Here is a 13,091-nt window from a genome sequence, read left to right as displayed (position 1 = left end):
GTGCCAGGTCACCGCGCCAGGGAGAAGCCGTCCCAGGCAATCCGGCGGTGCGGATGTGGATCGAACTCGACGCGGCTCTTGCGGTCGAAGACCATGACGGCACGGTCGGCGGTGGTGTAGGCGGGCCAGTCGTCGCCCGGGGCCCCGGTGCGGCTGAAGGACCGCCACCGCCGTTGCACCTGGTTGCTGACGCGCAGCGCGGCGCGCCGGTCCGCCGCGGCGGTCAGCAGGGCACCGAAGCGGGTGCGGTAGACGTCGAAGACGGCCAGCAACTCGGTGGCATGCGTCGCGCCGAGGCCCGACCAGCGCAGCGTGCGCGGCGCGTAGTCGTACCGGTAGAGGTAGGTGGGTGCGTGCGCGCTGTGGGCCTCGGCGATCTGCCAGGCCGCCGAGCCGAAGGCGAAGTCACCGCCGAGCTGGATGCACGCCGACGGCGCCGGGTAATCCGGGTAGGCGGCGGTGATGCGTTCACGCGCAGCCGGTTCCGTGTCGGCCAGCAGCTCCTCGATCATCGCTTCATTGGTCGGCAACATCTTGAGGAACCGGGTGAACAGGCGGCCCTCTTCGGCGTTGGTGCCCACGATCAGCGGCACCCGGTGCGCGCTGCCCCCGCGCATCGCCTCGACGGGGTCGACGGGCACGACGTCGTCACCGGCGACCGGACCGATCGGGAAAGCGCCCAACCTGTCCTCCATGCCCTGATCGATCAGCCGGTGTTGCGCGTCCACCAGTTGCGTCGCCGACGCCCGCATCAGCGCCTCGGCGGCGTCGTGCGGGCGCGCGCCCAGCAGTTCGGCGAAGCGGGTCGCGAATTCCGCGGCGGTCTCCGGGGAGCGAACCATGCCGGAGGCCGGGCTCTCCGAAATGGCCCGGGCGAACAGTCCTTCGGCGGCGGGCACGGCCAACAGGGTGGCGGTGATGTGCGCGCCGGCGCTCTCCCCGAAGATGGTGACGTTGTCCGGATCGCCGCCGAACGCCGAGATGTTGTCCTTCACCCAGCGCAACGCCATCACCAGGTCGCGCAGGAACAGGTTGCTGTCGATGGTGACATCCGGCGTCGAAAGGGACGACAGGTCCAGGCATCCCAATGCGCCGAGCCGGTAGTTCACCGACACGTACACGCAACCGCGGCGCGCCAAGGCGGCGCCGTCGTAGAGCGGCGTGGCCGAGCTGCCCAGGATGTAGCCACCGCCGTGGATGAAGACCATGACGGGCAACGGCGCTTCCGCCTGCGCCTCGGGGGTGACGACGTTGAGGGTCAGGCAGTCCTCCCCCATCGGCTGGTAGCGACCGACTCCGAGCATGGTGTAGCGGCGCTGCTGGGGCGCGCAGTTGGCGAATCCGTGGCAGTGCCGCACGCCCGACCACGGCTGTGCGGGCTGGGGGGCCCGTAAGCGCAGGGGTCCGACGGGGGGCCGGGCGTATGGGACGGATCGCCAGCGGTGGACGCCGTCGCGGGTGAAGCCTTCCACAGTGCCAATGGTCGTGCGTGCGCGGACAGTGCGCTGATGCATAACCCGACGGTAGCCGACACCACCGGCGTAACGCGCGCGCAGCGCCTTATTTCGCCGCATGGCGGTTAGCCTGGCGGGATGCGGATCGCCGCGCTGCTCGCAGCGTCGTTACTGGTCGCCGGGTGCTCGCACACCCTGGGCGGCCAGGCCCAGCAAACTCAGACGTCCGCGGGCGCGTCCGCAACCTCATCGGGCGGCAAGGCGCCGGCCCCCTCGGCCCCGCCGGCGACCGGGGCCGGGATGTCCGACGTCGTCGGGTGGATCGAGGCGGGGCGACCCGCGGATCCGGGCCACTTTCACGACGCCATCCGCGACGGTGCGACCACACCACTCGGTAATGACATCGCCTTTACGGCGGCAGCCGGCAAAGTCTCCTGCCTGACCGATTCCAAGCATGCGGCGGGCACCCTGCTATGCCTGGTGAACCTGACCAGTCCGCCGCCCGCGCCCCCGACGTCCTACGGTGACTGGCAGGGCGGCTGGGTGACCTTCGACGGAGTGAACCTGCAGGTGGGTTCCTCGCGGGCCGACCCGGGTCCGTTCGTCAACGGCAACGGTCCCGAACTGGCGACCGGTGATTCCTTGTCATTCGGCGACTATCGTTGCCGCGCCGACCAAACCGGTCTCTCGTGCGTGAACTACGCCCACCAATCGGCGGCGCGGCTGAGCCCCGCGGGCGTCGACCCGTTCGGCTGCCTACGGCCGGGGCCGGCACCGGACGGCGTCGGCGTGGCGTTCAGCTGTTCGTGATGGTCGCGAACAGTTCGCCCATCTCGTCGGCCGCCCGCCCGGGGCCGTGTAGCCGGCTTCGTCACGAATTCGTCGAGGTGGTCGCGCGCTCCTTCGATGGACAGCGGCGGATCGTAGAAACCCGTTGTCCTGCCGACGAAGAACCGCGCGACATGCCCCTCCCCGACCGTGTAGATCTCTCCGGAAACCGGGCACGCTGCGTTATGTGGTCGGGCCGAACAGCTGGCCGCTGTAAGCCCTACTGCTCGTCCCACATCAGGCCGCGCATCGTCGCGGACAGCGGGATGTCCTCCACGCCGATGAGTCCTTGCGGGGCGCGGCATACCCAGTCGATCGCATTGACGGCGCGGCCCGCCGTGGCGATGCAGCCGGCATCGGTGGAATCCAGCACCGGATGCGAAACGTGGGTGTTGATCTCCACCCGGGGCTCGCCCTCCACGACGACACGGTGCACACCGGTACGCCCGTCGGGGGGGAACTCCCAGTCGGGTGCCGCGGCGTGGGTGAGCCTGGTGACGTGCTCGAGGGTGATCACCGGCTTGCCGTCGCGCACGCCCTCGGTGGCGAAGCGCACCGCGGCCATTCGTCCGGGGTCCACCGTCATCATCGCGCACTCGATGCGTTCCGGGGTGTACCACGGTTCGACTCGTTGGCGCACGTCGTCCAGCTTGATGTCGAGGTTGTCCGCCAAGCTGCGGACCTGACCTCCCCACATCGACACGATCACCCCGGGCAGGAACATCATCGGCGAGTCGTCATCCGGTGCTGAACCGAATCCCATTGCGGCACCGGTGAACTCGGCGTCGTCATAGTTTCCGTAGTCGAAGATCTCCTGCACGGTGATCGAAGAGACGCGGGTGGTCAGGCTGACCGCCGAGTGGACCAGCGTATCCCCGGAGAAGCCGGGGTCGATGCCGTTGACGTAGAGCGACGTGTTGCCGGCCGCACAGGCACGCTCCAACGGCTCGCGCAGCCAACCGTCGGCGTGGCGCGGGGTGACCAGCCAGACCATCGACGTGCCAACGACATTGGTACCGGCCGCCAGGAACTTGGCCATCTGCTCGATGGCTTCCATCGGTCGCGTCTCACCCTGGGATGTGTAAACCACGCAGTCGGCCCCGAGGGCGACCAGGGCGTCGACGTCGTCGGTGGCGACGATCCCGGTGGGTTGGTCCAGCCCACACAGCCGCGCCGCGTCCTGGCCGACCTTCTCCGCGCTTGCGGCGTGCACCCCGACCAGTTCGAGATCGGGTCTACCGATGATCGCCCGCAGCGAGTGCCGCCCGACGTTCCCGGTGGAGAATTGGACGACTCTGCGCACGGTTACCCTCGTTCTTCCAGCGGTGCTGCGACCCATCATGACGCGTTGACGCGGAGCGCAGGTCAGTAATCGGGTATCGGCAAAGGTGAATTGTTCGAGTCGATGCCGCCGTCGACGTGGAAGATCGCGTTGGTCGCGTAACAATCGCGTGTGCAGAGGTACACCGCGAGTCGCCCGAGGTCTTCGACGTCACCGAGCCGGTGCAGCGGGGTGGCCTCTTGCATCTTCTCCAGCGACCCGGGCATCAGGTCCAGGCTGCCCTTCAGGCCGTCGGTGGCGAACGAACCCAGGGCGATGGCGTTGACGCGAATCTTCGGCGCGAGTTCCTGTGCCATCGCGCGGGTAAGCGCTTCCAGCCCGCCCTTCGCGACGCAATACGCGGTGAGCGCCCGGATGCCGAACCGTGCCGAGCCCGAGGAGATGTTGATGATGGAACCATTTCCGGCGTCGAGCATCTGGGGCGCCACGAGTTGGCTCATGATGAACGCGGAGGTCACACACCAGTCGAACGTGTGCCGGAAATCCTCGTCGGTGATATCCAGAAATCGCGCGTAGGCCGACCCGCCGACGTTGTTGACGAGGATGTCGATGCGGCCGAAACGCTCCATGGCGGTGTTGACGACCCGTTCTCCGTCCGGACGACTGATTGCGTCGGCTACGAGCGCCAGCCCCTTGCCGCCCGCCGCCTCGATAGCCTCAATCGTGCCCACGATGTCCGCTTCGGTTCGGGCGGTCCCGACCACCGTGACCCCGGCCTCCGCCAACACCCGGGCGATGCCCGCCCCGACACCCCTCCCCGCGCCGGTGACGATCGCGACCTGTCCGTCCAACCGGAACTGCTCCAAGGCCATCCTGGGCTCCTTCGGCCGCGTGTGACTGGTGCGCCGTTCAATCTATGAATCGCACTGACTAAAGTCAACGACTCTGCGGATTCGGGGCCTGGGGATGGCAGGAGCGACCCAAAGAACGGCCAAGTATTGCAGCCTTTCTGACGGAAGCGCGGCATACTTGGCATCGTAGTCCTGGAACTCATGCAGGAGTCAGGTCAACTTGTGAGGAATGAAATGGCTGTGACGGACCGACTCTCGGCACGAGAAGCGAAGCGGCTGCAGACCAGGGAGCGATTGATGGGCGCCGCGATCGCGGAGTTCGCCCGCGCCGGGATGGCCGAGGCCGACGTCGGCGCCATCGTGGCCGCCGCCGGCGTCGCCCACGGGACCTTCTTCTTCCACTTCCCCACCAAGGAGCATGTGCTGCTGGAACTCGAGCGCCGCGAAGAGGACCGCATCGCCAAGCAGTTCGCCCAGTTCTTGAAGTCCAAGCACGATCTTGCTTCCGCGCTCAACGAGGCGGTCCGGCTGGTGATCGGATTGGAACGCCGGCTGGGCGATCTGCTCTTCAATGACTTTCTCGCGCTGCACTTCTCGCAGACGCGGCCGCCCACTGAAGACGGCAGGGATCACCCCCTGATCGTGCTGGTCGCCGAGGAGATCGGTCGGGCGCAGGAGCGCGGCGAGATCGATCCCGACGTCAGCCCGATGAACAGTGCCGTGTTCTTCCTTCTCGGCCTCTACTCCTTGTTGATCACGACCAATCACTGGCCGACCGGCCGCGCGCTGTTGGAGGATTACGTCGCGCGGACGTTGCGGAGTATGCGGGCCTGAGGCGGGCGCGTCAGGGGCGTATCACGCCGCGGAGCGGCATGAGCCCAAGTTCCTTGTGGGACATGAAGCCCGGCGGGGCCTCGCAGACGGCGGAAATGGCGTTCGCGGGGCGGCCGCGACGGCGGGGCGCTCGCTGAGCGTGGGCGTCCGCCGATCGGTGTGTCAACGCCGAAACACCTGACTTGTGTCAGTTACCTGGTCGGCAACAAGACATGTGGTCGACCGCCGTTTTGCAGATTGTCGCCGATAGCTGGCCTGCGGTATCGAATATGCCGGACCTGCACCGTATGTGAGCCCACCTCGGCGCACCTCACATCCGACCTTATGCTGACTGTAGTCAGCCTGTTATAGTGCAGACGCCGATCCAATCAGCGTCGATGACGGGGGGGTTGTCGTGAATCCGCCGAAGCTGGGCCAGCACAATGCCGGCACCGACGCCCGCTCCACCCGCCCTTCGGCCGGCCTGACCATCGACGAGCACATGGAACGGTCGCACTTGGCGCAGCGTCGGGCCGACAAATGGCTTATCTCCGGCAGCCTCCTGATCGGCACCGCGGCCCTGGGCGTCTTCGGCTTGCCGTTGTTTCTCTGGGGCGTCCGACTGCTGCGCCGGGCCCTACGAGACGGTCTCTCGGTGCGGCCAATGCTGGTCACGCTGCTGGGCTATCTGGTCATCATCGACGCGGCCATCAACACCGTGGGCTGGGCGCTCGACCTGGTGGCAAACCACACACTGCTGGCCCGCGTGCTGCTGAACGGCTGGGGCAACATGTTCGACGCCGGCTATTTCTGGCACTACAACGAGCTGTGGGTCGGCGGGGCGGCCGGTCCGGGCGAAAAGGCGTGGGAAGTGGGCCTCATCCTGACCGTCTTCACGATGCGCATCGCCGCCGCCATCGGCTTCCTGCAGATGAAACGCTGGGGCCATCAGTGGATGGTGGTCACCTGCTGGATGGGCGTGGTGATCTGGATCGGCTACGTCTTCAACATGACCATGTTCGCCGACGTGCGCTTCGCCGGCGTGGTGCTGCCGGTCGTCGGCTGGTGGCTCTACGACATCTTCTACATCACCCCCTTCCTGGCCATCCCCTACCTGCACACCGTCAACCGCGAACTCTTCTCCGACTGACATGCCGCACGCGCCGTTCGCAGACGCACATCGTCGGCCCAATCCCGACCGACCGTCCGATCGCCCCGGAGGGATTCCTCTGCGGCAGGGAGTACTTCGACACCCTGCCGGCCCGGGCACACCGAAAGCCCAAGTCGCGCATCGCTTGGCCAAGAGCGCGTCACCAAGGAGGTCAAATCGTGGCTTATGTTTGGGAGATCCTTCGGTATGTCGCCGCGTGGGGCGGCACCGGACTGATCATCTGGTTCTGGTACTGGCTGTTCTCCAACATCGGGACGTTCTGACCGCCGACATAGACCGTCCGGACTCGTTGGATTCGGCCAATGCCTGAAGACTCCCACGCAATGGCGCTGGAGCGGAGTTGCTCGGTCACAGCGGTCGCGCTGAGCGAGCGACGTCGTGAGGGCGCCCGGCTGGTCACCGGCGACCGGCGCCGGTTCGGCCTGAACGCGGCGCTGACGTTCGTTCATGTCCCCTACCCGCCGCTGTGCGATTGGACGCGCAGGGCCCTGACATGCGGTGTGGCCCTGCAATGTTCACCGTCCAAGGATCGGATCACCGAATATCGGCTGAACGAGTTGTCCGGTCGAGAATTGCGCGCCCTCGGCGTTGTCGAAGCCGGGGTCGCCCTCGGTTGGCTGGCCTCGCGTTGGCCGGGCCTGCTCCCCGAGGCGCGACGCCTGCTACCGGACCTGCACACCGAAGCCGGCGACCTGACCGCCGTGGAAATGCTCAACCGGGCAATCGCGTTGGCCGCCACCGACCAGACATTGACGGTCCATCCGCTGCTGGGCACCTTGCCGCTGGCATTCACGGCGCCGCAGGGCTTGGCCGACCGGTTGCGCCGGAGCTTCGGCAGGATGCCCTGGACCACCGCGCAAAAGCGGCTGCCACGGCCGTACTCGGTTCCCGTTGGCGGCGACGGCGGCGTCCGTAATCCCAATCTCCCGCCGCCAAGCCGGCCGCAGGACAACGATTTCGACGTGACCCCCGAGCACCGGCCCGGGATTCCGTATCCGGAATGGAACATGTGGACACGGCAGTTCATGCGCGACCACGTCGCCGTGGTCGAGCGCGCGGACGCCCGGCGCACGCGCGGTGTCGTCCCCGTGGTCGTCGATGTGCGCAAGTGGTTCGAAGAACACACCCACCGTGGGATGGCGAACCGCCTCGAGGACGGCTCCGACCTCGATGTCGACCAATACGTCAGCCACTACATCGACCTGGCCACCGGCGAGGCCAAGGAGCCGAGGATATTTCGCGATTTGCTGCCCAGCGGCCGCGACGTCACCACCGCGGTGCTGCTTGACGGCAGTTCGTCGCTGGGGGTGCACGGCGGGCGAATCTTTCATCTGGAATTGGCCTGCGCCGATGCGCTTTCCCGCGCCATGACACTTGCCCGGGAGCGACACGGCGTCTTCGCGTTCACCGGCAACACCCGCCACCGCGTCGAAGTACATTGCCTGAAGGATTTCGAAGATCGCCGGCTGGTCGCGCCCAGTGGGCTCGGGCTGTCCACCCGCGGATACACCAGGCTCGGCGCGCCGCTGCGACATTTGACCAGCCGGCTGCTCGCGCAGGCATCCGAGCGGCGGCTGCTGATCGTCATCGGCGACGGCCTGCTCTCCGACGAAGGGTATGAGGGCCGCTACGCCTGGGCGGACGCCGCGCACGCCGTCGAGGAGGCCAACGACGCGGGGGTGTCGATGTATTACGTCGGCGTGGGGCCGGTCCGCGTCGATCCCCTTCCGGAGGTGTTCGGGCCCCGCCGATTCCAACGGATCCGACGCGTAGAGGAGCTTCCGCGGGTGTTGGCTCATGTCCATCGCGAACTGGTTGCCGCATGAGTGCCACCACCGACACGTATTTCGCAAACGGCAACGAAGTCCAGCTGTTCGAGCAGGCCTTCCGCCAGCGCACGCCGGTGATGCTCACGGGCCCGACCGGGTGCGGCAAGACGCGTTTCGTCGAGCACATGGGCCTGCTGTTGCAACGGCCCGTCGTCACCATCAGTTGCCACGACGACCTGACCAGCTCGGACCTCGTCGGCCGCTTCATGGTCACCGGCGGCGACGTGGTCTGGACCGACGGCCCGCTGACCCGCGCCGTCAAGGCCGGCGCGATCTGCTACCTCGACGAAGTCGTCGAAGCCCGCCACGACTCGTTGGCCATCCTGCATTCGCTCACCGATCACCGGCGATCGCTGTACCTGGACCGAGCCGGTGAAGTCGTGACGGCACCGGACGCCTTCATGCTGGTGTGTTCGTACAACCCGGCATATCGCAGCTCGCTCAAGGAGCTCAAACCGTCCTTCCGGCAGCGGTTCGTCACACTCGCGATGAGGTATCTGCCGCCCGAACGCGAGGCCGAGGTGATCGTCGCCGAGGCCGGAATCCCCGTCGCCACGGCGCAGCGGTTGGTCGGATGCGCGGTCGCGATCCGCACAGCCGACGAAGCCTTCCACTTCGAGCCGCCGTCGACCAGGGTGCTGGTCACCGCCGCCCATCTGATCGCCTCCGGCGCAAGTGAATTGGACGCGGCGGAGGCTTGCATCCTCGCGCCGCTGAGCCTCGATGGCGCGGTCACCGACGGCCTACGTGAAGTGGCGGTGGCCAGCCTGGCCACCGCGGACGCCCCGAGTGCACGCCCCTAGGAAAGGAACTGACGGCATGGACCAGCAGGAGAGGAAGCGCAAGAGGGCGCTCATCGTCTTTCAGCTGTTCATCTACGGCTACCTGCTCGTGATGTTCGGAATCCAGCTGTACATGTCGTTCGCCCGCGGGTGGTGGGATTTGTGAAACCCGTTGTCGCGCAGCCAGCAAGTTCGGTCAGCCTGGACGATCACCACGACGCGTCCCGCCAGGCGCAGCGCCGCGCCGACAAGTGGATGATCGTCGGCGCCGCGTTGATGGGCATGTGGGCACCGGGGCTGATCGGATTTCCCATCTTCATGCGCGGGGTATGGCTGCAGCGCCAGGCGCTGCGCGCCGGCCTGTCGGTCCGGCCGATGATCGTGACGCTGATCGGCTATCTGGTCCTGATCGACGGAATGCTCAACAGCCTCGGCTGGGCCCTGGACCTGGTCGCCAACCACACCTTGATCAACCGGGTGCTGATGGTCGGCTGGGGCAACATGTTCGACGCCGGTTATTTCTGGCATTACAACGAGCTCTGGGTCGGCGGCGCCGCGGGACCCGGCGAGAAGGCCTACGTGGCGGGCTTGATCCTCACGGTGTTCTCCATGCGGGTCGCCGCGGCGATCGGATTCTTACAGATGAAGCGGTGGGGTCATCAGTGGATGGTCGTCACCTGCTGGATGGGCGTGGTGATCTGGTCCGCCTACGTCTTCAACATGACCATGTTCGCCGACGTGCGTTACGCCGGAGTCGTTTTCCCGGTCGTCGGCTGGTGGCTCTACGACATCTTCTACATCACCCCGTTCCTGGCCATCCCCTACCTGCACACCGTCAACCGCGAAATCTTCACCGACTAGGTCCTAAGGAGCGCCTGCCATGACCGCCTCATCCCCCACCGAAGAACGAGCCGCGACCGCGGATCTCGAGCCGGGGACCACGCCCTACTACGCGCGCATGCACAAATGGATCAAACGGGCCGTCCTGGTATGCCTGGTGGCACTGGTGATCGAAGGCGCATTCACGTTGCCGTTCATGGCCGTCTACTACGGCTACCCCACGCTCAGCCTCACGCAGATCTGCAGCGAATTGCTCAAGATTCGATACTCCAACGACACCCTGGAGTGCAAGTACCCGTACCCGCCCTTCGGGCCTCCGGAAGGCGCTGAGGGCAAGGCCACCGCGCAGGACGTGTGGGGCATCCAGCCGATACCGAAGTACCACCGGCTCGGGTTCCGCGAACTGGTCAGGATCCACGACGACCGGCTCGCCCGTCAAGCCGCCCAACAGCATTCGGCGCCGCACCCGTGACCGAACGGGTCGTTCCGTGGACAACGGGCGGCCGGCCCTGTGCCGATCAGCCGGAGGCCGATTTGCCGGTGTTCGACCGGCCCCTAACATGGAATGTGTTGCCGCGCAGCATTTTTTAGTGAGTATGCCCGTCCGCGGGAAGCGGTTGGCCGTCCGCCGGCGCCACCTCCAGTACGTGAATCTCGCCTGTCGTGCCGTCGACTTCGACGAGCGCACCCGGCGGCAGACTTCGGGTGGCTCCCTGCACGTCCACCACGCACGGGAACCCGAATTCCCGGGCCACCACCGCGGCGTGCGACATCGGGCCGCCCAACTCGGTCACCACGGCCGCGGCATAGCAGAACGCGGCGGTGTAGCCGACGTCGGTGACCTCCGCGACAAGGATCTCGCCGGGCTGCAGGTCGTCGATGGTCTCGGGCCGGACGATGCGCACCCGGCCACGCACCTTCCCCCCGCAGACGCCGACACCGCGCAGGGTTTCCCCACTGGTGAGAGCCGCCGGCGTCGTCGTGGTCGGTTGCCAGCTCCCGCTGAACACCGTCGGCGGAACCACGGCGGCCAGCCGGCGTTGCTCGGCGCGGCGCCGGGCCACCAGCGCCCCGACATCGGCGGGCAGCGCATCGAGCTCGTCGACGAGCAGGTAGAACACATCGTCGGCGGTGTCGACGATTCCGGACTCCACCAACCGCCGCCCGTACTCGCGCATCAGGGTGCGCAGCACCCAATTGGCCCGCACCACCTTGTCGCGACGGGCTTCCCGGTCGCGCAGCTGGCGCGCCGCAAACTGGGCAACGGGCTTGGCGTGCAATGGGATACGGGGGCGCTGCGGCTGAGGCGCCGCAGGGGCGCTCATCGCTCTGGTCACCATCCGGACGAGCAACTCGGGATCGTCGGCGTAGCTGACCGACCGCATCTCGAGTTCGGCGGGGCCGCGATGCCCGATCAGCGCCAGCTCGGCCAGCACGGCGGCGTGAAACTCCGGCGCCTCGACAGCCAGCTTGCCCAGCCGCTCCCCCGGTTCGGCCAGCAGCGCAGTCACTTTCGGATCGCGCTGCGCGGCCACCACCAACCGCTGCATTGCCTCGACCGATCGCGCACTGACCAATTCCGGTCCCGCCGGCGCGGCGGTGTCACGTCCACACAAACCGCGCAGCAGGACGTTGAACGCCGCGCACAGCATGAACGACGCCGACGCCAGCACCCAGCCGTGCACCACCTCGTCGCGCGCCAACGAGATCAGGCTCAGCAGCCGACGGTCGTCCAGCCCGGTGACGTCGTCGGTGAGGCGCTCGAGGCGATCGACGTCGGCGAGGAACTCGTGGGTGTCCTTGGACGAGCCCGCGGACAGACCGACGAGGTTGACACCGAAGACCCCGATGTTGCGGATTGTCCGCAATTGCTTGCGGATCCGGCTGGTTTCGGAGCGTGGACGCTCAGATCCGAAGATCGGCAACGACGCCATACTGGGGCCGAAAAATCCGCTGTTGCTGACGATCGTCGCCGGTTTGGCAAACGGTACGGTTTCGGCCATGTAATGCGCCGACGTGATGGCCCCGTAGAGGCGGTGGGCGAAGACGGCGACGGTCCGGGTGGCGATTTCGCGCTGAACGATGCCCCCGGGGCGGAGCCGCTCGGCGATGGCCACGCCACCGGCGCGCAACCCGCGCACGGTCGCCGAGGCCGACGCCGGCGAGAACGGGCCGGGCAGCGCCTCCGACAGATTGGTGGCCAGGAACGTCGGAAAGCGCGGATCGATCGGGGTATCGAATTCCCCGTTGTCGCCGGGAGGGCCGGCCCAATCGGGCTTCACCCCGTCCTCGGTCGGCGCATCGACGGTCGGAAGGTCACCGATGGTGGCCATCCGCCACGGCAGCGACACCACCCGCTTGCCCACGGTGACCCGGCCGCGCACCGCGAGCGCGAAATCTTCGACACATTCGCTGGAGTTCCACGCCGGGCGGAATCCCCACTGCTCCCGCAACCGCGCGGTATCCATGAACGCGCCGCCGTGCACCAGTTGCAGCTCGGGCAGCTCGAAGCCCAACGGCACGACGGGGCGTCCCAGCGTCGCGGCGATCCGACGGAAGGTCAGCTCGCCCGGGGCGGCGAGATTGACGGGGCCGCTGCCGATTTCGGTGTCCACGATCGCCCGGTTGAAGAGCCGAAGCGCGTCGTCGAGGTGGACGACCTGCATGAGGCGGTCGGCCGACCCGTCGGGAAAGACCGGCAGCGCCAGTAGCCGCCGCACCCAGTTGTCGACGCTTCGGCCGATGATCAGCGCGGAGCGGATCGCGACCCATTCCAGGTCCGATTCCTCCAGCATCTGCTCGACCCGGTCCTTGTATCGGCCCTCGGCGTTGACCGGCATTCTCGCGTCGTGCTCGGTTCTCGGCGCTTCTGTGCCCCCGTACACCTGCGCCGACGACGCGAAGACGATCCTGCTGGCTCCAGTCTCGGCCATCGCCGCCAGCACGTTGCGGGTGCCGTCGATGTTCACCTGCCCGCTGGCCCGGGCACCGGGTCCGGGGCTGTTCGCCCACGCCAGGTGCGCGACGACGTCCGCGCCACCGAGGGCGCGGGTGACGACGTCGGTGTCGCGGATGTCGGCTGCGACGAATTCGGCCGCGCTCGGCCAGCTTTCGGGACGGTGACGGGAGATCCCGATGACGTCGTGGCCCTGGCTGAGCAGGCGGGCGGTGAGCCCGCGGCCGAGCACACCACCGGCCCCGGTGACGGCGATTCTCACTGAGTGCCCTCGCGCAAGGTCAT

Annotated in this window: 12 protein-coding genes; 8 read left to right on the top strand and 4 right to left on the bottom strand. The window is 67.3% G+C overall.

Annotation, left to right across the window (positions count from 1 at the left end):
- Positions 1 to 8 precede the first annotated feature (8 nt).
- Positions 9 to 1,514 carry a carboxylesterase/lipase family protein gene (locus tag BST44_RS13910; protein ID WP_083177684.1) on the bottom strand — a complete coding sequence of 502 codons (1,506 nt, stop codon included), beginning with the start codon at positions 1,512 to 1,514 and terminating at the stop codon, positions 9 to 11.
- 78 nt (positions 1,515 to 1,592) lie between these two features.
- Between BST44_RS13910 and BST44_RS13905 the strand changes: the two genes are divergently transcribed.
- Positions 1,593 to 2,264: a hypothetical protein gene (locus BST44_RS13905; RefSeq protein ID WP_083177683.1), complete on the top strand. Its 672-nt coding sequence runs from the start codon at positions 1,593 to 1,595 to the stop codon at positions 2,262 to 2,264.
- Between the two features lie 238 nt (positions 2,265 to 2,502).
- Here the strand turns inward: BST44_RS13905 and BST44_RS13895 are convergent, their stop codons facing one another.
- Together BST44_RS13895 and BST44_RS13890 are read right to left on the bottom strand one after the other, a co-directional pair.
- The gene (locus tag BST44_RS13895) at positions 2,503 to 3,585 is read right to left on the bottom strand and encodes an NAD(P)H-dependent amine dehydrogenase family protein (protein WP_083177682.1); all 1,083 of its coding nucleotides are present in this window, start codon (positions 3,583 to 3,585) and stop codon (positions 2,503 to 2,505) included.
- 62 nt (positions 3,586 to 3,647) lie between these two features.
- Positions 3,648 to 4,436: an SDR family NAD(P)-dependent oxidoreductase gene (locus tag BST44_RS13890; protein WP_083177681.1), complete on the bottom strand. Its 789-nt coding sequence runs from the start codon at positions 4,434 to 4,436 to the stop codon at positions 3,648 to 3,650.
- A 213-nt stretch (positions 4,437 to 4,649) separates the two neighbouring features.
- Here BST44_RS13890 and BST44_RS13885 point away from each other — a divergent pair, with 213 nt between their 5' ends.
- From BST44_RS13885 to BST44_RS13860, 7 genes are all read left to right on the top strand, one after another.
- Positions 4,650 to 5,249 carry a TetR/AcrR family transcriptional regulator gene (locus BST44_RS13885; protein ID WP_083177680.1) on the top strand — a complete coding sequence of 200 codons (600 nt, stop codon included), beginning with the start codon at positions 4,650 to 4,652 and terminating at the stop codon, positions 5,247 to 5,249.
- Positions 5,250 to 5,730: 481 nt separating this feature from the next.
- Positions 5,731 to 6,378 carry a hypothetical protein gene (locus BST44_RS13880; RefSeq protein ID WP_050790088.1) on the top strand — a complete coding sequence of 216 codons (648 nt, stop codon included), beginning with the start codon at positions 5,731 to 5,733 and terminating at the stop codon, positions 6,376 to 6,378.
- A 323-nt stretch (positions 6,379 to 6,701) separates the two neighbouring features.
- Positions 6,702 to 8,225, top strand: a complete 1,524-nt coding sequence (locus BST44_RS13875) for a nitric oxide reductase activation protein NorD (protein WP_083177678.1) — start codon at positions 6,702 to 6,704, stop codon at positions 8,223 to 8,225.
- The gene (locus BST44_RS13870) at positions 8,222 to 9,031 is read left to right on the top strand and encodes a CbbQ/NirQ/NorQ/GpvN family protein (protein WP_083177677.1); all 810 of its coding nucleotides are present in this window, start codon (positions 8,222 to 8,224) and stop codon (positions 9,029 to 9,031) included. Before BST44_RS13875 ends, BST44_RS13870 begins: the two co-directional genes overlap by 4 nt.
- A gap of 16 nt (positions 9,032 to 9,047) precedes the next feature.
- Entirely contained in the window at positions 9,048 to 9,176 is a 129-nt protein-coding gene (locus BST44_RS31325) for a hypothetical protein (RefSeq protein WP_279628975.1), read from the top strand.
- 89 nt (positions 9,177 to 9,265) lie between these two features.
- Positions 9,266 to 9,871, top strand: a complete 606-nt coding sequence (locus BST44_RS13865; protein WP_439330721.1) for a hypothetical protein — start codon at positions 9,266 to 9,268, stop codon at positions 9,869 to 9,871.
- Between the two features lie 19 nt (positions 9,872 to 9,890).
- Entirely contained in the window at positions 9,891 to 10,322 is a 432-nt protein-coding gene (locus BST44_RS13860) for a hypothetical protein (RefSeq protein WP_083177675.1), read from the top strand.
- A gap of 115 nt (positions 10,323 to 10,437) precedes the next feature.
- Here BST44_RS13860 and BST44_RS13855 read toward each other — a convergent pair whose 3' ends face one another.
- Positions 10,438 to 13,068, bottom strand: coding sequence for a sugar epimerase family protein (locus tag BST44_RS13855; protein WP_083177674.1), 2,631 nt, complete (start codon positions 13,066 to 13,068; stop codon positions 10,438 to 10,440).
- Positions 13,069 to 13,091 lie beyond the last annotated feature (23 nt).

Source organism: Mycobacterium scrofulaceum, from assembly GCF_002086735.1.
Classification (GTDB): domain Bacteria; phylum Actinomycetota; class Actinomycetes; order Mycobacteriales; family Mycobacteriaceae; genus Mycobacterium; species Mycobacterium scrofulaceum.
This window is presented reverse-complemented; position numbering and strand designations above follow the sequence as displayed.

Coding starts and splice junctions, on each gene's coding strand:
- BST44_RS13910 (WP_083177684.1), bottom strand. CDS start 1,514: ATGCATCAGCGCACTGTCCGCGCACGCACGACCATTGGCACTGTGGAA.
- BST44_RS13905 (WP_083177683.1), top strand. CDS start 1,593: ATGCGGATCGCCGCGCTGCTCGCAGCGTCGTTACTGGTCGCCGGGTGC.
- BST44_RS13890 (WP_083177681.1), bottom strand. CDS start 4,436: ATGGCCTTGGAGCAGTTCCGGTTGGACGGACAGGTCGCGATCGTCACC.
- BST44_RS13885 (WP_083177680.1), top strand. CDS start 4,650: ATGGCTGTGACGGACCGACTCTCGGCACGAGAAGCGAAGCGGCTGCAG.
- BST44_RS13880 (WP_050790088.1), top strand. CDS start 5,731: ATGGAACGGTCGCACTTGGCGCAGCGTCGGGCCGACAAATGGCTTATC.
- BST44_RS13875 (WP_083177678.1), top strand. CDS start 6,702: ATGCCTGAAGACTCCCACGCAATGGCGCTGGAGCGGAGTTGCTCGGTC.
- BST44_RS13870 (WP_083177677.1), top strand. CDS start 8,222: ATGAGTGCCACCACCGACACGTATTTCGCAAACGGCAACGAAGTCCAG.
- BST44_RS31325 (WP_279628975.1), top strand. CDS start 9,048: ATGGACCAGCAGGAGAGGAAGCGCAAGAGGGCGCTCATCGTCTTTCAG.
- BST44_RS13865 (WP_439330721.1), top strand. CDS start 9,266: ATGATCGTCGGCGCCGCGTTGATGGGCATGTGGGCACCGGGGCTGATC.
- BST44_RS13860 (WP_083177675.1), top strand. CDS start 9,891: ATGACCGCCTCATCCCCCACCGAAGAACGAGCCGCGACCGCGGATCTC.